Genomic DNA, 21,131 nt, shown 5'->3' on the forward strand with positions numbered 1-21,131 from the left:
TGCTTCCCCCGCGCAGGTCGGCGCCGCGTTTCACGCCATCTGATTCTCTAGAGCGGTATTGGCATTCTCGTTTTTTGCAAGTAGCGTATCCAGCGATGAACGACTTCGCCCAGACCTCGTCCGGCATCCCCCTCCAGCCGGTCTACGGACCGGCGGACCGGCGTGCCGAGCCGCCCGACCCGGGCGGCTTCCCCTTCACCCGCGGCAACTTCCCCTCCGGTTACCGGAAGAAGATGTGGACGTTCCGGCAGTACTCCGGCTTCGGCACCGCCGAAGAGTCCAACCAGCGCTACCGCTACCTGCTGGAGCAGGGCGGCACCGGCCTGTCGGTGGCGCTCGACCTGCCCACCCAGTGCGGCTACGACTCCGACGACCCCGAGGTGGGCGAGGAGGTCGGCAGGGTCGGCGTCGCGATCGACACCCTCGCCGACGCCGAGGTCCTGTTCGAGGGCATCCCCCTGGACCGGATCAGCACCAGCTTCACCATCAACGGGACCGCCGCGATCCTGCTGGCCTTCTACGTGGCCGCCGCCGAACGCAAGGGCGTGCCCCGCGAGAAGCTCACCGGCACGATCCAGAACGACATCCTCAAGGAGTACGCCTCGCGCGGCACCTGGATCTGGCCGCCCGAGCCGTCCCTGCGGCTCATCGCCGACACCATCGAGTTCTGCGCCGCCGAGGTGCCGCGCTTCAACGCGATCTCGGTGGCCGGCGCGCACTTCCGCGACGCCGGGGCCAACGCCGTCCAGGAGATGGCCTTCACCCTCGCCGACGGCGTCACCTACTGCGACACCGTCATCGAGCGCGGCCGGATGACGATCGAGCAGTTCGCGCCGCAGGTCTCCTTCTTCTTCTACACGCACGGCGATTTCTTCGAGGAGATCGCCAAGTACCGCGCGGGCCGCCGCCGCTGGGCGACGATCGTCCGGGAGCGCTACGGGGCGTCCTCCGACAAGGCGTCGATGTTCCGCTTCGGCTGCGTGTCCGGCGGCGCCTCCCTGTACGCCCCGCAGGCGCAGAACAACATCGTCCGGGTCGCCTACGAGGCGATGGCCTCGGTGCTCGGCGGCGTCCAGTCGATGTTCACCGCGGCCTGGGACGAGCCGTTCGCGCTGCCCAGCGAGGAGTCGGCGACGCTCGCCCTGCGCACCCAGCAGATCCTCGCCTACGAGACCGGAGTGACCCGCGTCGCGGACCCGCTCGGCGGCTCCTACTTCGTGGAGGCGCTCACCGACGCCACCGAGGAGAAGATCATCGAGATCATGGAGGACCTCGAACGGCACGGCGGCATGGTCCGCGCCATCGAGGACGGCTACCTGCAGGGCCTCATCGCGGACGAGGCCTACAAAGTCCACCGGCAGATCGAGGCGGGGGAGAAGCCGGTCGTCGGCGTCAACCGCTTCACCTCCGACGAGCCCGCGCCCGACCTGGCGACCTACGAGCTGGACGCCGAAGGCCGCGAACGCCAGTTGAAGCGGCTCGCCAAGGTCAAGGCCGAACGCGACTCCGCGGCGGTCCGCGACACCCTCGCCGCCCTGTCCCGCGCGGCGGAGGGCACCGAGAACCTGATGGGCCCCCTGATCGACTGCGCCAACGCCTACTGCACGGTCGGCGAGATGGTCGACGCGCTCAGGGACGTCTGGGGCGAGTTCCAGCAGCCGGTGGTGTTCTGATGCCGACCAGAGTCCTCGTGGCCAAGCCCGGCCTGGACGGCCACGACCGCGGCGCGAAGATCGTCGCCCGCGCCCTGCGCGACGCCGGATTCGAGGTGGTCTTCACCGGCATCCGGCAGAAGGTCGACGACATCGTGGCGATCGCCCTCCAGGAGGACGTGGCCGTCGTCGGCCTCAGCATCCTGTCCGGAGCGCACGTCGCCCTGACCGCCAGGACCGTGGAGGCGCTCCGGGCCGCGGACGCCGGGGACATCGCGGTCATCGTCGGCGGGACCATCCCCCTGGCCGACGTGCCGAAGCTGAAGGAGGCGGGCGCCGCCGCCGTCTTCCCGACCGGAACCCCGCTGGACGTCCTGGTCGCGGAGATCCGCGAGCTGACCTCCGCCCCCGCCTCACCCTGATCCTCCGCGTCCCGTGCGAGGAGCGAAACCGAGAACAGCTGAGAACCTGGAGGAACCGTGCGGATCGGTGTGATGATCGGGGCGGAGCGGGGGGACGGCGCACGCAAGGTCGCGAAGCTGCTCGCCGACATTGAGTGGGCCGAGTCCGCGGGAATGGACAGCGCGTGGATCCCGCAGGTCCCCACCGACTTCGACGCGCTGACCGCGGTCGCCCTGATGGGCGCGCGGACCTCGCGCATCGAACTGGGGACGGCGGTCGTGCCGCTCCAGGCACAGCACCCGATCGCCCTGGCCCGGCAGGCGCTGTCCGCGCAGGCCGCGGCAGGGGGACGGCTGGCGCTGGGCGTCGGCCCGTCCCACCACTGGATCGTCCAGGACATGCTGGGCCTGCCGTACGAGAAGCCCGCGGCCTACACCCGCGACTACCTGGAGGTCCTGCGCGCGGCGCTGAACGGCCCGGGTCCGGTGGACGTGGAGAACGGCACGTTCAAGGTGCACAACCCGCTGGACCTCGGCCCGGTGTCCCCGATGCCGGTGCTGGTCGCCGCGCTCGGCCCGGTCATGCTGAAGCTGGCCGGCGAGCACGCCGACGGGACGGTGCTGTGGATGGCCGACGAGCGGGCGGTCGCCGAGCACGTCGTGCCGCGCATCACCAAGGCGGCCGAGGAGGCCGGACGCCCGGCCCCGCGCATCGTCGCGGGAGTCCCGGTCTGCCTGTGCGAACCCTCCCGGGTCGACGAGGCCCGCGAGCGCGCCAACCGGATCCTGGGCGAGGCGGAGATCTCGCCCAACTACCAGAAGCTGCTGGAGTACGGCGACGCCAGGGACGTGGGTGACCTGTGCGCGGCCGGTGACGAGAAGGCGATCGCGGCACGCTTCCAGCGGTTCGCCGACGCAGGTGTCACCGACCTGTCGGTGCGCCTGCTGCCGATCGGCGACACCCGGGACGAACTGGTCGCCTCCAAGTACCGGACCCGAGAGATGATCTCCGAGCTCGCGAAGGACTTCCGGTGAGCCCCGGACCGCTGGCGGGCATCAGGATCCTGGAGGTCGGCCACATGCTGGCAGGCCCCTACGCGACGATGATGCTCGCCGACCTCGGAGCCGAGGTCACCAAGATAGAACCCCCCGGCGGGGACATCTCCCGTCAGGTGAGCGACGCCTACTTCGCCAGCCTCAACCGGGGCAAGCGCAGCATCAGCCTCGACCTCGGCTCCGAGGAGGGGCAGGCGCGGCTGGGCGGGCTCGTGGCGGAGTCGCACGCGCTGCTGGTGAACCTGAAGCCGTCGGCGATCCGCCGCCTCGGCCTCACCTACGAGGCCCTGCGCCGCTGGAACGAGCGCGTCGTGTGCGTCGCGCTCACCGGTTTCGGGCTGGACGCGGGCGACGACCCGGCCTTCGACTACGTCGTCCAGGCCTCCACGGGCGTCGCCTCCCTCACCGGCGACCCGGACGGGCCGCCGACCCTGCCCGGCTACTCGTCGGCCGACAACTCCTCGGGCCTGACCGCCGCGCTCGGCCTGCTCGCCCAGATCGTCTCCGGACGCGGCGGCCAGGTGGAGGTCTCCCTGCGGGACGTGATGCTCTCCCAGCTCAACTACCGCGCGTCGGCCCACCTCAACGAGGGCTCGGAGCCCAGGCGCCTGCCCTTCGGCGCCCACTCCTACTACGTGCCCGCCCAGCTCTTCCCGACGGCCGAGGGTCACCTGGCCCTGTTCGTCACCCATGACGGCTTCTGGAAGTCGTTCGCGTCCGAGGCCGGCATCGAGGGCTTCCCCACGATGGCCGAGCGCGCCGAGCGCCGCGAGGAGGTCCTGGCCGTGGTGGCGAAGGCCCTGGCCACCGACACCGCGGCCTCCTGGGAGGCGAGGCTCCGCCCGTCGGGCGTCCCCGCCGCGGCCGTGCGGACGCTGCCGGAGGCGCTGGAGGCCACCCCCGAGATGGTCGTGGAGGCGGGCGGCTTCCGCCTGGTCGGCAGCTCCATCAAGGTCGCGGGCTACGAGCCCGACTACCGGCCGCCGCCCCGCCTCGGCGAGCACGGGGACCTGTCCGGCTCTCCCTGACCGCCCCTGCGAGCGATCGGACTTTGCACGTCGAGAAAGGCACGATCCATACGATTCCTGGAGGTACAGTCAGGTGGAGACCGGAGACGAGATCTACTGGGACCCCTACGACGCGAAGCTCGCTCAGGACCCGTACCCGATCTACCGGCGGCTTCGGGAAGAGGCGCCGCTCTACTACAACGAGAAGTACGACTTCTACGCCGTCAGCCGCTTCGCCGACTGCGAGCGCGGCCTGCCGGACTGGAAGGCGTTCTCCTCGTCCCGCGGCGACATCCTCGAGATCATCCAGTCGGGGTTCGAGATCCCGTCGGGCACCCTCATCTTCGAGGACCCGCCCGTCCACGACATCCACCGCCGCCTGCTCTCCCGGGTCTTCACCCCGCGGCGGATCGGCATGCTGGAGCCGCAGGTGCGGCGGTTCTGCACCGACGTCCTGGACCCGCTCGTCGGCGCCGGCCGCTTCGACCTCATCGAAGCGGTCGGCGCCGAGATGCCGATGCGCGTGATCGGCATGCTCCTCGGCATCCCCGAGGCCGACCAGCCGGCCATCCGCGACATGGCGGACGACGCCCTGCGCACCGAGGACGGCGGGAAGATGGACTTCAAGGGGTCCGAGAACCTCACCAGCGACGCCTTCGGCGAGTACATCGACTGGCGCAGGGAGCACCCGTCGAACGACCTGATGACCGACCTGCTGAACGCCGAGTTCGAGGACGAGCACGGCGAGATCCGCAGACTCACCCGCGACGAGGTCCTGACCTACGTCACGGTCGTCGCGGCCGCGGGGAACGAGACGACGGGGCGGCTCATCGGCTGGATCGGAGCCGTGCTGGCCCGGCATCCCGACCAGCGCCGCGAGCTCGTGGAGAATCCGTCCCTGGTGCCCGCCGCCATCGAGGAGATCCTGCGCTACGAGCCGACCGGGCACTCCATCGCCAGGTACGTCAACGAGGACGCGGAGTTCCACGGCCGGACGGTGCCCGCCGGCAGCGCCCTGCTCTTCATCGTGGGCTCCGCCAACCGGGACCCCCGGCGTCATGCCGAACCCGACCGCTTCGACGTCCACCGCGGTACCGGCCAGCAGCTGACCTTCGGCCTGGGCGGGCACTACTGCCTGGGCGCGGCGCTGGCCCGGCTGGAGGGGAGGGTCGCGATGGAGGAGATCCTCAAGCGCTTCCCCACGTGGGAGGTGGACTGGGACGACGCGAAGCTCGGGCAGACGTCCACGGTCCGGGGCTGGGAGACCCTCCCGCTCCTCATCGACTGACCCGCGACGGAACGGGTTCCCGAGCCGGGAGGTCTCGGCAGAGGGGACCCGTTCTGGTATGAATGTTCTGTTTATATGAGAACATAATTCTCATTGATGAAATGGGAGCCTCTCAATGGTGTGCATGCCTGAAGCGTGTGGCGAGGACACGACATGAACGAACGGGTCGCGCTCGTCTTCGAGGAGCGGGAGTACGGCCTCACCGAGCTGAGGTCGATGGCCGACGGGATGGCCGGGACGCTGGTGCGGCGGGGGGTGCGGCCGGGGGACAGGGTCGCGCTCATGTCGTCGAACCGGCCGGAGTTCGTCGTGGCGGTGCAGGCGGTCTGGCGGGCGGGAGCCGCGGTCGTGCTGTTCAGCCCCGCGTGGAAGCGGACCGAGGCCGAGCACGCCCTGGCGATCACGCGCCCGTCGCACGCGGTGGGCGACCATCCGGTGCTGGCCGAGCTGATGCCGATGCTGCACCTGGACGATCCGGTCGAGTCCGGGCCCGCGCCCTCCGTGGAGCACGATCCGCAGTCCGACGCCGTGCTGGTGTTCAGCTCGGGCACGACCGGGATGCCCAAGGCCGTCCGGCACACGCACGCCTCGTTCGGGGCGGCCGTCGAACACTGGCGGCAGGTGCTCGAGCTGACGGCGGACGACCGGATCCAGGTCACCACGCCGCCCTCGCACATCCTCGGCATCCTCAACATCATCACCGCGCTGCAGACCGGCGCCTGGCTGCGGCTGCACCGCCGGTTCGACCTGGACCGGATGCTGCACCACATCGAGGCCGACCGCATCACCGTGGAGATGGCGGTCGCGCCGATCGCGCTGGCCATGGCCTCCCACCCGGAACTCGAGTCCTACGACCTCTCGTCACTGCGCTACATCATGTGGGGCGCGACGCCGGTGACGCCGAGCGTCGCCGAGACCGTCACCCGGCGCACCGGGGTCTCCTGGCTGCCCGCCTACGGGGCCAGCGAACTGCCCGTCATCGCCGGCAACCCGATCGAGGGAGCGCGGCTCGACAGCGCGGGCCGCGCCGGGCCCGGCGTGGAACTGCGCGTGGTGTCGCTGGACACGGGTGAGCCGGTCGCACCCGGCGAGACCGGGGAGATCCAGGCCCGCGCGGAGTCGCTGATGGCCGGCTACCTGCCCGAGGAGGCCACGGAGGGCGCGTTCACCGACGGCTGGTACCGCACCGGCGACGTCGGCAGCGTCGACGCCGACGGCTGGGTACGGCTCACCGACCGGTCCAAAGAAATGATCAAGGTGCGCGGGTTCCAGGTGGCGCCCGCCGAGGTCGAGGCGGTCCTGCACGGGCATCCCGCCGTCGCCGACTGCGCGGTCTTCGGCGTCCCCGACGCCGCGAGCGGGGAGGCGATCGTCGCGGCCGTCGCGACGCACGCCCCGGTCGGACCCGAGGAGCTCATCGCGCTCGTCGGCGAACGCCTGGCCTCCTACAAGCGGCCCAGCGAGGTGCTGCTCGTGCCCGAGATCCCCCGCCTGCCCTCCGGCAAGGTGCTGCGCCGAGTCCTCAAGGAGCGTCATGGACGCACGTCTGACCACTGAACAGCGGGAACTGCGGACCGCCGCCGCCCGGCTGGCCGACGACCTGGGGCCCGGTTCCGTCCTCGACCTCGACGACGCCGACCGGGCGGCCCGCCTGGAGAAGGCGGTGGCCGCAACGGGCTGGCGGACCATGCGCTCCGACGGCGCGTCCGGCGTGGAGGTCGCCGTCGTCGCCGAGGAGTTCGGGCGCGGGCTGGTCGACGCGCCCTTCCTCGGCCCGGTGCTCGCCGACGACCTGCGCAGGCGCACCGGCGCCGTGGACCCCTCCGAGGCGTGGACGGTCGCGGTGGGCGCCGCCGCCCTGGACGCCAAGGGAAGCGAGCGGGTCGTCACGCTGGACGGCACCCGGCTCCTCGCCGGTCGCGTCGGCTCGCTCGTCCCCGGCGCCGACCTGACCCGCCGGACCGCCGAGGTCATCGGCCCCCTGGATCCCGCCGGGGAACTCGCGGAGGAGGACGCCCTCCGCTGGCACGCGCTGGCGCTGGTCGCCACGGCCGCCGACCTCGTCGGCACGTCGCGCGGCGCGCACGCACTCGCCTGCGACTACGCGAAGGTCCGCGCGCAGTACGGCAGGACGATCGGCTCCTACCAGGCGGTGGCGCACCTGCTGGCCGAGTCCCTCGCCCTGATCGAAGGCTCGGTGAGCGTCCTGCGGCACGCGGCGTGGGCCGTCGACGAGCTGGACCCCGCCGAGGCCGTCAACGCCGCCCGGATCGCCAAGGCCTACTGCACGCGCGCCGCTCGGACCATCTGCGAGACGTCCGTGCAGGTGCACGGCGGCATCGGCAACACCTGGGAGTGCCTGGCCCACGTGTATCTGCGGCGGGCGCTGACCTCCACCGACCTGTTCCCCGTGCGCTTGAAGGAGATCGACCTTGGACTTTCGTGACTCGCCCGAGGAGGCCGCCTTCCGGGCGCGGCTGAGGTCCTGGCTCGGGGAGACGGCCGGACGGTTCCCCACCTCGGGAGACGAATACTGGAGGAGGCAGGGCGAGTGGCACCAGGCGCTCTACTCCGCCGGGTTCTTCGGCCTGTCCTGGCCGAAGGAGTACGGCGGCCACGAGCTGCCCCCCGTCTACGACGTCATCCTGGACGAGGAACTGGCCCGCGCGGGCGCCCCGCCCCGGCCCAGCCTCGGCTACCTGATGCAGGGCCTGGGCAGGCACGGGAGCGAGGAACTGCGGAACCGCTTCCTGCCCGGGATGATCGACGGGACCGAGCGCTGGTGCCAGGGTTTCAGCGAGCCCGGCGCGGGCTCCGACCTGGCCTCCCTGACGACCACCGCCGTCCGTGAGGGCGACGAGTACATCCTCCACGGTCACAAGATCTGGACGAGCTACTCCGACGTCGCCGACTGGTGCCTCCTGCTGGCCCGCACCGACCCGGACGCGCCCCGCCACAAGGGCCTGTCGGGCTTCGTCGTCGCGATGGACCAGCCGGGCGTCGAGCAGCGCCCGCTGCGGATGATGAACGGGGTGACCACCGAGTTCGGCCAGGTCGTCTTCGACGGCGCACGCGTCCCCGCCGACCGGATGGTCGGCGCGCCCGGCGAAGGCTGGAGACTGGCGATGACGATCGTCGGACACGAGCGCGAACCCGCCGAACTGGGCTACTCCGCCCGCTACGGCAAGACCGTCCGCCAACTGGTGTCCCGCGTCCAGGGCGAGGCCCCGGAGGCGCTGGTCTGGGCGGCGATCGAGGCCGAGATGCTGCGCCTGCACGTACGGCGTCGGCTGTCCGAACGGCTCGACGGCGTCGAACACGGCCCCGACGGCTCCCTGGACAAACTCCTCATGACCTGGACCGAGCAGTCCGTCGGGCACGCCGCGCTGGCCGTGGCCGGCACCGGCGACCCGGAACTCCTGAGCACCTACCTCTACAGCCGCGCCCAGAGCGTCATGGGCGGCACCTCGCAGATCCAGAAGAACATCATCGCCTCGCGCATCCTCGGATTGGGAGCCTGACATGTACGACGTCCCCAAGGAGATCGAGGTCCGCGAGGACGGCCCCCTGCGGATCATCACCCTGAACCGCCCGGAGGCCCTCAACGCCGTCAACGACTCCCTGCACACCGGCCTGGCCAAGCTGTGGCCGCAGCTCAGCGAGGACCGCGCCGCCCGCGCCGCAGTCCTCACCGGCAGCGGCAAGGCCTTCTCGGCGGGCGGCGACTTCTCCTACCTGAAGGAACTGCGAGACGACCCCGACCTGCGCGCCTCCACCATCGCGCACGGCCGCGACCTCGTCCTGGGCATGGCCCGCTGCCGCGTCCCCGTGGTCACCGCCGTCAACGGCCCCGCCGTCGGCCTCGGCTGCAGCCTGGTGGCGCTCAGCGACATCGTCTACATGGCGGAGACCGCCTACCTCGCCGACCCCCACGTGCAGGTCGGCCTGGTCGCCGCCGACGGCGGCCCGCTCACCTGGCCCCTGCACACCAGCCTGCTCCTCGCCAAGGAGTACGCCCTCACCGGCGCCCGCATCCCGGCCGAACGCGCCGTCCAGATGGGCCTGGCCAACCATGTCGTGGCCGACCCGATGGCCGAGGCCCTGGCCTGCGCGAAGAAGATCGCGGCCCTGCCCCGCCAGGCCGTCGAGAGCACCAAGCGCCTGCTCAACCTCCATCTGGAACGCGCGGTCCTGGCCACCCTCGACTTCGCGATGACGGCCGAACACCAGTCGTTCCAGACGGACGACTTCGCCGCCATCATCGAGAAACTGACCGCGGGTAAAGGCTGATCCCCGTAATTACATACTGTCAACATGTAGCGTACGGAGCGTGAAGTACTTCAACACGACCGGCCGCTGCCGGGAGGACAGGCATTACATGCTCCCGCCGGAGCCCCGGCTGCCCGAGGCGCGGGAGTACATCGAGGAGGGCTCCTACTTCGTGGTGCACGCGCCGCGGCAGTCGGGGAAGACCACGGTGCTGGAGACTTTGGCCCGGGCGCTCAACGCCGAGGGGAGGTACGTCGCCGTCTGGTTCTCCTGCGAGCAAGTGCGCATCGCGCAGACCGTTGAGGCTGCCGAGGGCCAGCTCCTGGAGATCCTCGCGATGGCCGCCGCGGGGAGGATCGCGCCGGAATTCCGCCCGCCCTGCCCGTGGCCGGACGCCAGACCCGGCAACCGGCTGTACGAGGCACTGCGGGCCTGGGCGATTTGCTGCCCGCTCCCGCTGGTGCTGTTCTTCGACGAGATCGACTCGCTGCAGGGCGACATCCTGATCAGCGTGCTGAGCCAGCTGCGCAATGGTTACCAGAGTGAAGAGCGGGACGAGTTCCCGTACTCGGTCATCCTGTGCGGGATGCGGGACGTGCGCGATTACAAGGCGGCTTCGGGCGGTGATCCGAGCCGGTTGGGGACGTCGAGTCCGTTCAACATCAAGGTGGAGTCTCTTCGCCTCGATGACTTCACCCACGCGCAGGTGGTGGAGCTGTACGAGCAGCACACCGAGGCCACCGGCCAGAAGTTCTCACCCGAAGCGGTCCAGCGCGCTTTCGAAGCGACCCAGGGCCAGCCGTGGCTGGTCAACGCACTGGCCCGCGAAATCACCAAGAAGATGCGGGTGCCGGTGTCCGAGCCGATCACCGACGGACATATGGACGAGGCTGTGGAGCGTCTGATCGTCGCCCGTGCGACGCATCTGGACTCCCTGGTCGCTCGGCTGCACGAGCCGCAGGTGAAACGCATCATCGAACCGATGCTCGCCGGCACGGACGACACCACCGATCCGGCTTACGACGATGACGCCTCCTATGTTCGTGATCTCGGCCTGGTCAAGCAGGGCCGCCCGCTGCAGATCGCCAACCCGATCTATCAGGAGGTCATCGTCCGGGTCCTCACCGGGCACGTCGAAGACCGGATCCACGTCGATCCTCGTTCGTTCGTCACCCCGCAAGGCCGCCTGGACTTCGACAAGATCCTGGAGGAGTTCGTCGACTTCTGGCGGTTGAACGGTGAGATCCTCGCCCGTCAGCAGACGTATTCCGAAGCCGCCTGTCAGCTGGTCTTCATGGGCTGGCTGCACCGCGTCGTCAACGGCGGCGGCCTCATCGACCGCGAGTACGCCGTGGGCCGGGGCCGCATCGACCTCCTCGTCCGCTGGTTCCTGCCGGACCGCACCGAGCAGTGGGAAGCCGTCGAACTCAAGGTCCACCGCCGGGGCCGGCCCGACCCCACCACCCGGGGCTTGATCCAACTCGACGGCTACCTCAACCGCCTCGGCTTGTCCCAAGGCACGCTGGTGGTGTTCGACCAGAGCTGCGAGTTCCCGTCCATCACCGATACCAACGGACCCTCCGGCCGCACCATCATCCTGCTCCGCATCTGAACCCGGTCGTTCCGCTCTCCGGAAGTACTGGGGCTGCTGCGGACGGCACGAGAGTTCGATAAGCCACGGAACGTCGACCTGTAGTGTGCGGAGCGTGAGGTACTTCAACACGACCGGTCCCTGCTTTGAGGCCGAGCACTACATGCTCCCGCCGGAGCCCCGGCTGCCCGAGGCGCGGGAGTACATCGAGCGGGGCTTCTACTTCGTGGTGCACGCGCCGCGGCAGTCGGGGAAGACCACGGTGCTGGAGACTCTGGCGAGGACGCTCAACGCCGAGGGGGAGTACGTCGTCGTCTCGTTCTCCTGCGAGCAGATGAGGACCGCGGAGACGGTCGGGGACGCGGAGGCGCAGCTCCTCGGGATCATTGCGGAAGCGGCCGAGAACACGGAACTCGCGCCGGAGTTCCGCCCGCCCGACCCATGGCCGGAGACGGTACCGGGTAACCGGCTGGGCATGGCGCTGCGGGATTGGGCGGTTCGCTGTCCTCTTCCGCTGGTGCTGTTCTTCGATGAGATCGACACACTGACCGGCGACATCCTGGTCAGTGTCCTGAGCCAGCTGCGAACCGGTCACCGGCTGCGTTCGCGGGGGAAGTTCCCTCATTCCATCGTGCTGTGCGGGATGCGGGACGTCCGCGACTACAAGGCCGCCTCGGGTGGCGATCCTGATCGGTTGGGGACGTCCAGTCCGTTCAACATCAAGGTCGATTCCATCCGTCTTGATGACTTCACCCACGCTCAGGTGGCGGAGCTGTACGAGCAGCACACCGAGGCCACGGGTCAGAAGTTCTCACCCGAGGCCGTCCAGCGCGCCTTCGAGGCCAGCCAGGGCCAGCCCTGGCTGGTGAACGCGTTGGCTCGTGAGGTCGTCGACAAGATGCGGGTGCCGGTGTCCGAGCCGGTCACCGACGGGCACATGGACGAGGCGGTGGAGCGCCTGATCGTCGCCCGCGCGACGCATCTGGACTCCCTGGTCGCCCGGCTGCACGAACCACGGGTCAAGCGCATCGTCGAACCGATGCTCGCCGGCACCGAGACCACCACCGGCCCGACCTACGACGAGGACCTGTCCTACGTTCGCGACCTCGGCCTGATCAGACAGAGCCACTACATCCAGATCGCCAACCCGATCTACCAGGAGGTCATCGCACGTGTCCTCACCGGCCACGTCGAAAGCAACATCAATGTCGACCCCCGCTCGTTCGTCACCCCGCAGGGCCGACTGGACTTCGGAAAGTGCCTCACGGAGTTCGTCGACTTCTGGCGGTTGAACGGTGAGATCCTCGCCCGTCAGCAGACGTATTCGGAAGCGGCCTGCCAGCTGGTGTTCATGGGGTGGTTGCACCGCGTCGTCAATGGCGGCGGCCTCATCGACCGCGAATACGCCGTCGGCAGCGGCCGCATCGACATCTTCGTCCGCTGGTATCTGCCCGACCGCTCCCAGCAATGGGAGGCCGTCGAATTGAAGGTCCGCCGACCCGGCCGCCCCGATCCGGTCACCCAGGGCCTGGTCCAGCTGGACGGCTACCTCGACCGTCTGAGCCTGCCCTCGGGAACCCTCGTCGTGTTCGACCAATGCTCCGAACTTCCGTCCATAACCGAGACCCCCAGCCCGTCCGGCCGCACCATCATCCTGCTCCGCATCTGAACCCGGTCGACGGTGCCCTTCAGGGGGCGGACGTGAGCGGTACCGGACGGTCCGGACCCTCCCGTGTCCAAGCCGTTCCGCTTTTTCGACGAACGGGCTCCGCCGTGCGCGCCACCGCTGGACTCGCGGCGACGGGTGAACGGTATGGCCGGTCAGGGATCGGCGCTCCCGGACCGGCCCTTCGTCGTCGTGTTCGGGGTCACTTCGGGGGGAACCTGAGGGCTCCGTCGAGGCGGATGACCTCGCCGTTGAGGTAGTCGTTCTCGCAGATGTGCTGGACGAGGGACGCGTACTCGGGGGAGCGGCCCATGCGCTTGGGGTGCGGGACCTGGGGGCCCCAGTAGGCCTCGAGCTGGTCGCCGGCCTTGCCGTAGGCGGGGGTCAGGAACGTGCCCGGGGCGATGGTGACGACGCGGATGCCGAGGGGGGACAGGTCCCGGGCGGCCACGAGCGTCATGCCCACCACGCCGCCCTTCGCGGCGGCATAGGGGAGCTGGCCGATCTGGCCTTCGTAGGCCGCGACCGACGCGGTGCTGATGATGACGCCCCGGTCGCCGTCGACCGGCTCCTGCCTGCCGATGGCGGCTGCGGCCAGGCGCATCACGTTGAAGACGCCGGTCAGGTAGACCTCGATGGTCTGCCGGAATCCGTCGAGGCTCAGGGGCTGCCCGTCCCGGCCGATGAGCCGTCCGCCGATGGCCGGGCCGCCGTGGGTGTCCACCGAGATGCGGAGCGGCCCGGCCTCCTCGGCCGCGGCCACCGCCGCCAGGACGTCCTCCTCGCTGGTGGCGTCGGTGCGCACGTAGCGGACGCCCAGCTCCTGCTCGAGCGCCTTGCCCTTCTCGTCGGCGAGGTCGGCGACGACGACCTTCGCCCCCGCGGAGTGGAGGCGGCGGACGGTGGCCTCGCCCAGGCCTCCCGCGCCGCCCACGACCAGCGCCGAGCATCCGTTGATCTGCATTGGCGTTTCCCTCTCTTGCAACCCAAGCTCTTGATTTGAGAGAATAGCATTCTCATGAATATCACCATGATCCTAGAGATGGCGGCATCGGCCGGAGACCGGCCGGTGGTGACGGCCGACGGCCGCACGCTCACCGCCCCCGAGCTCCTGGGCCTCGCCCGCTCCGCCGCCGACCGGTTCCGCGACTACCCGGCCGTCCTGTACCTGGGCACGAACCATCTGGCCTACCCCGTCGCGCTCTTCGGGGCGGCGATCGCCGGCGTGCCCTTCGTGCCCATGAACTACCGGCTGGGCGAGCACCAGCTGGACGGCCTCCAGGCCCGCCACCCCGGCGCCCTCGTCCTGAAGTCCGGAGACCTCGACGGGTTCCTCGAAACCACGGGCGCCGCCCCGCGGGGGGAGGAGCCGGTCACACCCATGGACCAGGACGCCGTCGCCGTGCTGCTCTACACCAGCGGGACGACCTCCGAGCCCAAGGCCGCAGTGCTGCGGCACAAGCACCTGCTCGCGTACGTGCTGAACACCCTGGAGTTCGCGTCGGCGGACGAGGGCGCGGCGGCGCTCGTCGCGGTTCCGCCGTACCACATCGCCGGTCTGGCGAACCTCCTGACGAACATCTACACCGGCCGCCGGGTCGTCTACCTGTCCGCGTTCGACCCGGTCGAGTGGCTGGAGACCGTCCGCCGGGAGGCCGTCACGCACGCGCTGCTCGTCCCGACGATGCTGGCCCGCATCGTCGACGTGGTGGAGGGCGACGACGCACGGACGCCGACGCTGGCCAACCTCGCGTACGGCGGTTCGCGGATGCCGCAACCCGTCCTGGAACGGGCTTTGAAAGTCTTCTCCACCACGGGGTTCGTCAACGCCTACGGGCTGACGGAGACGGCCTCCTCGGTCGCCGTCCTCGGACCCGGAGACCACCGCAAGGCCATGTCGTCGGACGACCCGGCGGTACGGGCGCGCCTGGGATCAGTGGGCCGTCCAGTACCGGGAGTGGAGTTCCAGATTCGCTCGGAGGAGGGCGAACCGCTCGGACCGGACGAGATCGGGCTGGTGTTCGTGCGGGGCGACCAGATCTCCGGCGAGTACAGCGGCCGGAGCGTCCTGGACTCCGGCGGCTGGTTCCCCACCCGAGACCGCGGCCGTCTGGACGCCGAGGGCTACCTGTTCATCGAGGGCCGCGCCGACGACACCATCATCCGCGGCGGCGAGAACATCGCCCCCGCCGAGATCGAGGACGTCCTCCTCACCCATCCCGCCGTCAACGAGGCGGTGGTGGTCGGAGTCCCCGACGAGGAGTGGGGGCAGCGGATCGTCGCCTTCGTCGTGCACACGACGGGAGCCGCCGTGCCGGGCGAGGACGAGCTGAAGCGCTGGGTCAAGGACCGCCTCCGCTCCTCCAAGACCCCCGACAGCGTCGTCACCCGCGAGGAACTCCCCAAGACCGACACCGGGAAGCTGCTGCGCCGCGTCCTGCTGACAGAGTTGGAGAACACCCATGCCTGAAGCGGTCATCGTGTCCGCCCTGCGCACCCCCATCGGCACCGCCAGGAAGGGGACGCTGCGCGACACCAACGCCTACGACCTCGCCCACCACATCGTCACGGCCGCGGCGAAGGGCCTCGACCCGGCCCAGGTAGACGACGTGATCCTCGGCGAGGCCCTCTACGGGGGCGGCGTCGTGGCACGGCACGCCGCGGTGACCGCCGGCCTGACCTCGGCCCCCGGCCTGGCCCAGAACCGGCACTGCGCCGCGGGCCTGTCGTCCGTCCAGCACGCCGCCGCGAGCATCCGCGCCGGCATGGACGAGCTCATCATCGCCGGAGGCGTGAACTCCTCCTCCACCGGCCCGAGGTCGAGGTTCCAGGTGGACGGGGAGTGGGTCGACCCCTGGAACCCGCCCACCCACCCGGACCGCCCGGACGCCCCCAACCTCGACATGTCGATCACCGTGGGCTGGAACGCGGCGGTCAAGGCGGGCGTCTCCCGCGAGGAGATGGACGCCTGGGCCCTGCGCTCGCACCGCAACGCCATCCGCGCCATCGACGAGGGCCGCTTCGACGCGGAGATCGTCCCGATCGACACCCCGCACGGCCTCTTCTCCGTGGACGAGCACCCACGCCGCGAGACGACCCTGGAGAAGCTCGCCTCGCTCAAGCCACTCCACCCCGAGATCGAGGGCTTCAGCATCACCGCGGGCAACGCCTGCGGCGCCAACGACGCCGCAGCCGCGATGGTCGTGGCCAGCGACCGCCTCGGCCTGCCCGCCCTGGCCACCATCCGCTCCTGGGCCTCCGTCGGCGTGGACCCCGCCGAGACGGGCCTGGCCCCCGTGAAGGCCATCCCCAAGGCCCTCTCCCGCGCGGGCCTGGCACTCGGGGACGTCGACCTCTTCGAGATCAACGAGGCGTTCGCCGCCATGTGCGTCGCCACCATCGGCCTACTCGGCATCGACCCCCAGCGCGTGAACGTGAACGGCAGCGGCTGCTCCCTCGGCCACCCGGTCGCCGCCACCGGCTCCCGCATGCTCGTCACCCTCGTCCACGAACTCCGCCGCCGAGGCGGCGGCATCGGCGTCGCCGCCATGTGCGCGGGCGGCGGAATGGGCTCGGCCACGGTCATCGAGGTCCCCGCCCCGTGATTCCGTCATTCCCACCCGGCTGGAGTGAGGGCCCCTCGGTTCCGGTTCTCGCTCCAGCCACCCTTTCCCCCGGCGATGCCTCACGAACGTCCCTCACCCGGCCGCCGTGGAACGTGACGTCCCGTCTCGCGTGCCCGGCCGCTGAGTCTCCTGGGAGACACGTGCGAGGAGGAGATGTCGCCGTCCTCCGAGCCGGGCCCTTTCCGGGTCCTCGCTCCTGTCCCGGAAGACGGTGACCTCCGCAGCACGGACATGGAGCCCACTGATGAGGTTCGGCGAACTCCTACCGCTCGATGAGGCCTTGTGAACATCCCCGAACTCCTCGCCGCCGCGCGCGGCGGTTCCCTTCGCGCGACCGGACGGCTGCTGAGCCTCGTCGAGGACGCGCGCAGGGAGGAGGTGCTGGCGGCCCTGGGCCCGCCCCCCGAGACGACCTCCATCCGGGTCATCGGCCTGACGGGCCCGCCCGGCGCGGGCAAGTCGACGACCGTCGCGGCCCTGGTCGGCGCGTACCGGGAGAAGGGCCTCCGGGTGGCGGTGCTCGCGGTCGACCCGTCGTCCCCTTACAGCGGCGGCGCGCTGCTGGGCGACCGGATCCGCATGGCCGCCCACACGACCGACCCCGGAGTGCTCATCCGCTCCCTGGCGACCCGAGGCCACCTGGGCGGCCTCGCCGCCGCGGTCCCGGCCGCCGTCCGGGTGCTGGCGACCCTGTCCTACGACCTGGTGCTGGTGGAGACGGTGGGAGTAGGCCAGTCCGAGATCGAGATAGCCGCCGTGGCCGACCCCACCATCGTCGTCCTCACCCCCGGAGCCGGCGACGCCGTCCAAGCCGCGAAGGCGGGCCTGCTGGAGGTGGCCGACCTCCTGGTGGTCAACAAGGCCGACCGCGACGGCGCCCAGCAGACCGTCCGCGACCTGCACATGGAGACCGACACCCCGATCCTCACCCTCGTGGCGTCCAAGGGCGAGGGCCTGGCCGCCCTGGTGGAGGCGATCGACGCCCACCACCGCACCGACACCCCGGAACGCCGCACGGCCCGCGCCCACGCCCAGATCCTCTCCCTGGCCCAGACCCGCCTGCGTGCCCACCCCGTCCTCGCCCGCCTGGCCGCGGACGTCGCGGCGGGCCGTCACGACGCCTACACCGCAGCCGACCTTCTCCTGCGCCGCCCCTCCGACGAGGCCATATCGCCATCCTGATCCGCCGCCCACCGTTCGGAATCCGGGCGGCCTCAGGGCCGTGGCACACTGGGCGGATGTTGATCCGGGAGGCCACCGCGGAGGACTGGCCCGCGATATGGCCGTTCTTCCACGAGATCACCGCCGCCGGTGAGACCTTCACCTACCCGCTCGACCTCGACCGGGAAGAGGGGCGCGGCTGGTGGCTGCTGCCCGACCCCGACCGCACGGTCGTCGCCGTCGGCGACGACGGCACGGTCCTGGGAACCGCGAAGATGAACAGGAACCAGCGGGGCAACGGCTCGCACATCGCGAGCGCCAGCTACATGGTCGATCCACGACATTCCGGACGTGGTGTGGGCCGCGCGCTGTGCGAGTACACCCTGGAATGGGCCCGCACGGCGGGTTTCCGCGCGATGCAGTTCAACGCGGTGGTGGAGACGAACGAGACCGCGGTGCGGCTGTACCGGCGACTCGGATTCGAGGTGATCGGCACCGTCCCGGAGGGCTTCCTCCACCCGGTGAGGGGCTACGTCGGCTTGCACATCATGTACCGCGCCCTCTGACAGGCCCCGCGAAACGGACTCGACCCGGGCGACCTACTCCAGCCCCGCGGCCTCTCTCCGAGAGGACCGGCCCGCCACGCCCGCGGATCTCCGTGACGAACGAGCCTCGACCCCACGATCCTGACAGACCGCCAGCCGAACCACCCGCCGAACTTCCCGGCTTCGGAGAGCGGACTCAGGCGGGCAGGACGGTGAGCACTTCGGCGAGGTGCTCACCCCAGAGCCGATAGCCCCCGGGCCCCGGGTGGAAGCCGTCGGAGGCGTACATCGAGCCCTCGGTGCGGGGGACGGCCGGCGCCATGACGTGGATGACATCGGGGTCGTTCCGCGCGATCCGGTCGAGGCCGAGGTCGAGGCGGCGGGCGTGCAGCGCCATGATGCCGCGCATCGGCTGGGGGAGCGCCGGGAAGTCGCTGACGTCGGGGATCCCGGTCAGCACGATGACGCCGGCCGGCCGGAGCCGCGGGCGCAACGCGGCGGCGAGCTCGACGACGTCTTCCCGCCACGCCCCCGCCGATCGCAGCGTCAGCAGGTCGTTGATGCCCAGCGCGACCACGACGATGTCGAACGGCCCGCCTTCGATCTCGGGGACGAGCCGGGACAGCGCCTGCCGCGCGGTGCAGCCGGAGCGGCCCACCACCCGCCAGTTCACCGGCCGGCGATTGAGCTGCGCGAGCCGCGAGGCCAGAGCGGGCGCGAGACCTTCGGCCTGCCGCGCGACACCGACCCCCGCCGCCGTCGACTCCCCGAACACGAGCACCGACAACGGCTCGGCGGAGGCCGCGTGCTCGGCGCCCTCGGCCCCGGTGCGCTCCCCTCCGGCCTCGGGCAGCCTCGGCGTCCTGCCGCGCACCAGCATCCCCTGCGGAAGAAGGACCGGCGCCATCGCGAAGGCGAGCGGCCGACTGTAGCGAATCCCGATCTGACCCATGGCCGGTGCGGAACCACCCCTGAGGGAGGCCCCCGTCCTCCTCTCGTCTCCCGCCGCACGGAATCGCCCGCACGTCGATGATCTCCCCGGCGCGTCACTTCGGACCCGGGATCATCTTCAGGCCAGTATCCGGCTCCCGGCGATGCGAGGCCAGGGGAGAAGCATGTGATCGACCAGAGCGACTACGCCAAACGCCGCAGAAGGGAGCCCAGTCTATGTAGACTCCATCTACATAGATTTTGCCTACACTGGAGTCGCGGTGAACGGTTTCATCGGCAGGAAGACCGAGTTGGCGCTGCTGGCCAAGAGACTGCGGCGTGTCGAAGACTCCGGATCAGGGGTCGCCGTCGCATTGCGCGGCCGTCGCCAGGTGGGTAAGTCTCGGTTGGTGCAGGAGTTCTGCGACCGCTCCACGGTGCCCTACCTGTTCTCGACGGCGACCAAGGGCGCCTCGCCGGTCGAGGCGGTCGCTTCGTTCCTCGGTGATCTGCGGGAGTCAGGGCTTCCCGACGACGCGGAACTGGTGCCGACGGCGGTCGGCGGAAGCTGGCCGGATGCCTTCCGGATACTGGCGGCAGCCCTTCCCCGACGGCCGTGCATCGTGGTCCTGGACGAGGTGCCGTGGCTGTCGGAGCAGGACGGCCTTTTCGACGGTGCGTTGCAGACCGCGTGGGACCGCCTGCTGTCCTCCCGTCCGGTCCTTCTGCTGCTCTTGGGAAGCGACCTGCACATGATGGAACGGTTGACCGCTTACGACCGGCCTTTCTTCGGCCGCGCGGACAACCTGACCCTCGGCCCGCTGAACCCCGCCGACGTCGGTGACGCTCTCGGCCTCACCCCACCGGACGCGATCGACGCCCACTTGGTGACCGGTGGGCTGCCCGGCATCATACGAACCTGGCCGCACGGGATGCCCGCGATGGACTTCCTCCGCGAAGAGGCCGAGGATCCGGCCGCAGCCGTGTTCGGTGTGCCGGAGGCCGCACTGATGTCGGAGTTCCCGAACCCGGATGTCTCACGCCGGGTCCTGGAGGCGATCGGTGCGGGGGACCGGACCCACGCGAACATCGCCGCGACGGCGGGAAGCCGGGAGAGCACGCTGCCCTCCGGCACCCTGTCACCGTTGCTGCGCAGGCTGACCGAGGAGAAGCACATCCTGGCCCTGGACGAACCCGTGTCGTCCCGGCCGGGCAAGCCGGCGCTCTACCGGGTGGCCGACAGCAATCTCCGCCTCTATTTGGGAATGCTCCGTGCGGTACAGGAACAGGCGCGTCGTGGCCGTCCCGCTGCGGGATTCCGGCTGATCGAACGGCGCTGGACGACTTGGCGCGGCCGCGCGGTCGAACCCCTGGTCCGACAGTCCTTGGAGCTGGCGGCCCTGTCAGGCGACCTCCCCTGGCCGGAAGCCGAGGCCGTCGGCGGCTGGTGGAACCGCCAGTTCGACCCGGAGATAGATCTGGTCGGCGCCGACCGCGCTCCGGTCGCCAGACGGATCTTCTTCGCCGGCTCCGTGAAATGGCTGGCGGCCCCCTTCGACGCCCACGACCTGGCCGCCCTGCGCAGAGGCGTCGTGCAGATCCCCGGATACGACCCCGCCTCCACAGCCCTGGCGGTCTCCTCCCTCACCGGCCTGTCCCCGGACATCGACCCCGGCGACATCGGCCTCCTCTGGGGCCCCGAGGAGATGGTCGGCGCCTGGCGAGATTGAGCGTTCACCTCCGCAGACGGAGAAACCTTCGGGTAGACAGTTCGATCACCATGATCTAGCCCTGCTGCCAGAAGCTTGCGAGCGCTGTTCTTCCATCGTGTCGCCGTCGATGCGTCGCATGCGACGCCGAACCACGTTGCCGGAGCCCGAGGCCTGGTTGCCCGGCGTAGGAAGAGGGGCGGACCGTCCGCCTGCCCTTCTACTTCGCA

18 protein-coding genes are annotated in these 21,131 nt (G+C 70.4%); 16 read left to right on the top strand and 2 right to left on the bottom strand.

All coding sequences use genetic code 11. The features are described from left to right. The first annotated feature begins 95 nt into the window (after nt 1-95). The 11 genes from ABD327_RS33650 to ABD327_RS33700 all read left to right on the top strand — a co-directional run bounded on the left by ABD327_RS33650 (nt 96) and on the right by ABD327_RS33700 (nt 12,933). Entirely contained in the window at nt 96-1,673 is a 1,578-nt protein-coding gene (locus ABD327_RS33650) for a methylmalonyl-CoA mutase family protein (RefSeq protein ID WP_344456928.1), read from the top strand. Next, nucleotides 1,673-2,074 carry a cobalamin B12-binding domain-containing protein gene (locus ABD327_RS33655; RefSeq protein WP_344456930.1) on the top strand — a complete coding sequence of 134 codons (402 nt, stop codon included), beginning with the start codon at nt 1,673-1,675 and terminating at the stop codon, nt 2,072-2,074. Before ABD327_RS33650 ends, ABD327_RS33655 begins: the two co-directional genes overlap by 1 nt. A gap of 57 nt (nt 2,075-2,131) precedes the next feature. Beyond that, complete coding sequence (locus ABD327_RS33660) at nt 2,132-3,088, top strand: LLM class F420-dependent oxidoreductase (RefSeq protein WP_344456932.1); 957 nt, start codon at nt 2,132-2,134, stop codon at nt 3,086-3,088. After that, nucleotides 3,085-4,137 (top strand): CaiB/BaiF CoA transferase family protein, encoded by a 1,053-nt coding sequence (locus ABD327_RS33665; RefSeq protein ID WP_344456934.1) that lies wholly within the window; start codon nt 3,085-3,087, stop codon nt 4,135-4,137. The genes ABD327_RS33660 and ABD327_RS33665 overlap by 4 nt, the downstream gene beginning before the upstream one ends. A 73-nt stretch (nt 4,138-4,210) precedes the next feature. Further along, nucleotides 4,211-5,404 (top strand): cytochrome P450, encoded by a 1,194-nt coding sequence (locus ABD327_RS33670; RefSeq protein ID WP_344456936.1) that lies wholly within the window; start codon nt 4,211-4,213, stop codon nt 5,402-5,404. Between the two features lie 153 nt (nt 5,405-5,557). Next, complete coding sequence (locus tag ABD327_RS33675) at nt 5,558-6,961, top strand: class I adenylate-forming enzyme family protein (RefSeq protein ID WP_344456938.1); 1,404 nt, start codon at nt 5,558-5,560, stop codon at nt 6,959-6,961. Then, nucleotides 6,939-7,850, top strand: a complete 912-nt coding sequence (locus ABD327_RS33680; protein ID WP_344456940.1) for an acyl-CoA dehydrogenase family protein — start codon at nt 6,939-6,941, stop codon at nt 7,848-7,850. The genes ABD327_RS33675 and ABD327_RS33680 overlap by 23 nt, the downstream gene beginning before the upstream one ends. Beyond that, nucleotides 7,837-8,925: an acyl-CoA dehydrogenase family protein gene (locus ABD327_RS33685; RefSeq protein ID WP_344456943.1), complete on the top strand. Its 1,089-nt coding sequence runs from the start codon at nt 7,837-7,839 to the stop codon at nt 8,923-8,925. The genes ABD327_RS33680 and ABD327_RS33685 overlap by 14 nt, the downstream gene beginning before the upstream one ends. A 1-nt stretch (nt 8,926) precedes the next feature. Next, nucleotides 8,927-9,694, top strand: coding sequence for an enoyl-CoA hydratase/isomerase family protein (locus tag ABD327_RS33690; RefSeq protein ID WP_344456945.1), 768 nt, complete (start codon nt 8,927-8,929; stop codon nt 9,692-9,694). A gap of 40 nt (nt 9,695-9,734) precedes the next feature. Beyond that, nucleotides 9,735-11,285, top strand: a complete 1,551-nt coding sequence (locus ABD327_RS33695; RefSeq protein WP_344456947.1) for an AAA family ATPase — start codon at nt 9,735-9,737, stop codon at nt 11,283-11,285. A gap of 94 nt (nt 11,286-11,379) precedes the next feature. Beyond that, complete coding sequence (locus tag ABD327_RS33700) at nt 11,380-12,933, top strand: AAA-like domain-containing protein (RefSeq protein ID WP_344456949.1); 1,554 nt, start codon at nt 11,380-11,382, stop codon at nt 12,931-12,933. 199 nt (nt 12,934-13,132) lie between these two features. On the opposite strand, the gene ABD327_RS33705 is transcribed toward ABD327_RS33700, so the two are convergent. Next, the gene (locus tag ABD327_RS33705; RefSeq protein WP_344456951.1) at nt 13,133-13,894 is read right to left on the bottom strand and encodes an SDR family NAD(P)-dependent oxidoreductase; all 762 of its coding nucleotides are present in this window, start codon (nt 13,892-13,894) and stop codon (nt 13,133-13,135) included. A 78-nt stretch (nt 13,895-13,972) separates the two neighbouring features. Between ABD327_RS33705 and ABD327_RS33710 the strand changes: the two genes are divergently transcribed. The 4 genes from ABD327_RS33710 (at nt 13,973) to ABD327_RS33725 (ending at nt 18,283) form a co-directional block, all read left to right on the top strand. Beyond that, entirely contained in the window at nt 13,973-15,400 is a 1,428-nt protein-coding gene (locus ABD327_RS33710; protein ID WP_344456953.1) for a class I adenylate-forming enzyme family protein, read from the top strand. After that, nucleotides 15,393-16,535 carry a thiolase family protein gene (locus ABD327_RS33715; RefSeq protein WP_344456955.1) on the top strand — a complete coding sequence of 381 codons (1,143 nt, stop codon included), beginning with the start codon at nt 15,393-15,395 and terminating at the stop codon, nt 16,533-16,535. Before ABD327_RS33710 ends, ABD327_RS33715 begins: the two co-directional genes overlap by 8 nt. A gap of 303 nt (nt 16,536-16,838) precedes the next feature. Further along, nucleotides 16,839-17,738 carry a methylmalonyl Co-A mutase-associated GTPase MeaB gene (gene meaB, locus ABD327_RS33720; protein WP_344456957.1) on the top strand — a complete coding sequence of 300 codons (900 nt, stop codon included), beginning with the start codon at nt 16,839-16,841 and terminating at the stop codon, nt 17,736-17,738. Nucleotides 17,739-17,794: 56 nt separating this feature from the next. After that, nucleotides 17,795-18,283, top strand: coding sequence for a GNAT family N-acetyltransferase (locus ABD327_RS33725; RefSeq protein ID WP_344456959.1), 489 nt, complete (start codon nt 17,795-17,797; stop codon nt 18,281-18,283). A gap of 175 nt (nt 18,284-18,458) precedes the next feature. Here ABD327_RS33725 and ABD327_RS33730 read toward each other — a convergent pair whose 3' ends face one another. Then, on the bottom strand, nt 18,459-19,214 hold the full coding sequence (locus tag ABD327_RS33730; protein WP_344456961.1) for an SGNH/GDSL hydrolase family protein: 756 nt from the start codon (nt 19,212-19,214) through the stop codon (nt 18,459-18,461). A 259-nt stretch (nt 19,215-19,473) separates the two neighbouring features. Here ABD327_RS33730 and ABD327_RS33735 point away from each other — a divergent pair, with 259 nt between their 5' ends. Further along, nucleotides 19,474-20,922, top strand: a complete 1,449-nt coding sequence (locus ABD327_RS33735) for an ATP-binding protein (protein WP_344456963.1) — start codon at nt 19,474-19,476, stop codon at nt 20,920-20,922. Nucleotides 20,923-21,131 lie beyond the last annotated feature (209 nt).

This window comes from Actinocorallia aurantiaca, from assembly GCF_039533685.1.
Lineage (GTDB): Bacteria > Actinomycetota > Actinomycetes > Streptosporangiales > Streptosporangiaceae > Actinocorallia > Actinocorallia aurantiaca.

Coding starts and splice junctions, on each gene's coding strand:
- ABD327_RS33680 (WP_344456940.1), top strand. CDS start 6,939: ATGGACGCACGTCTGACCACTGAACAGCGGGAACTGCGGACCGCCGCC.
- ABD327_RS33710 (WP_344456953.1), top strand. CDS start 13,973: ATGGCGGCATCGGCCGGAGACCGGCCGGTGGTGACGGCCGACGGCCGC.
- ABD327_RS33730 (WP_344456961.1), bottom strand. CDS start 19,214: ATGGGTCAGATCGGGATTCGCTACAGTCGGCCGCTCGCCTTCGCGATG.
- ABD327_RS33675 (WP_344456938.1), top strand. CDS start 5,558: ATGAACGAACGGGTCGCGCTCGTCTTCGAGGAGCGGGAGTACGGCCTC.
- ABD327_RS33690 (WP_344456945.1), top strand. CDS start 8,927: ATGTACGACGTCCCCAAGGAGATCGAGGTCCGCGAGGACGGCCCCCTG.
- ABD327_RS33705 (WP_344456951.1), bottom strand. CDS start 13,894: ATGCAGATCAACGGATGCTCGGCGCTGGTCGTGGGCGGCGCGGGAGGC.
- ABD327_RS33655 (WP_344456930.1), top strand. CDS start 1,673: ATGCCGACCAGAGTCCTCGTGGCCAAGCCCGGCCTGGACGGCCACGAC.
- ABD327_RS33725 (WP_344456959.1), top strand. CDS start 17,795: ATGTTGATCCGGGAGGCCACCGCGGAGGACTGGCCCGCGATATGGCCG.
- ABD327_RS33650 (WP_344456928.1), top strand. CDS start 96: ATGAACGACTTCGCCCAGACCTCGTCCGGCATCCCCCTCCAGCCGGTC.
- ABD327_RS33715 (WP_344456955.1), top strand. CDS start 15,393: ATGCCTGAAGCGGTCATCGTGTCCGCCCTGCGCACCCCCATCGGCACC.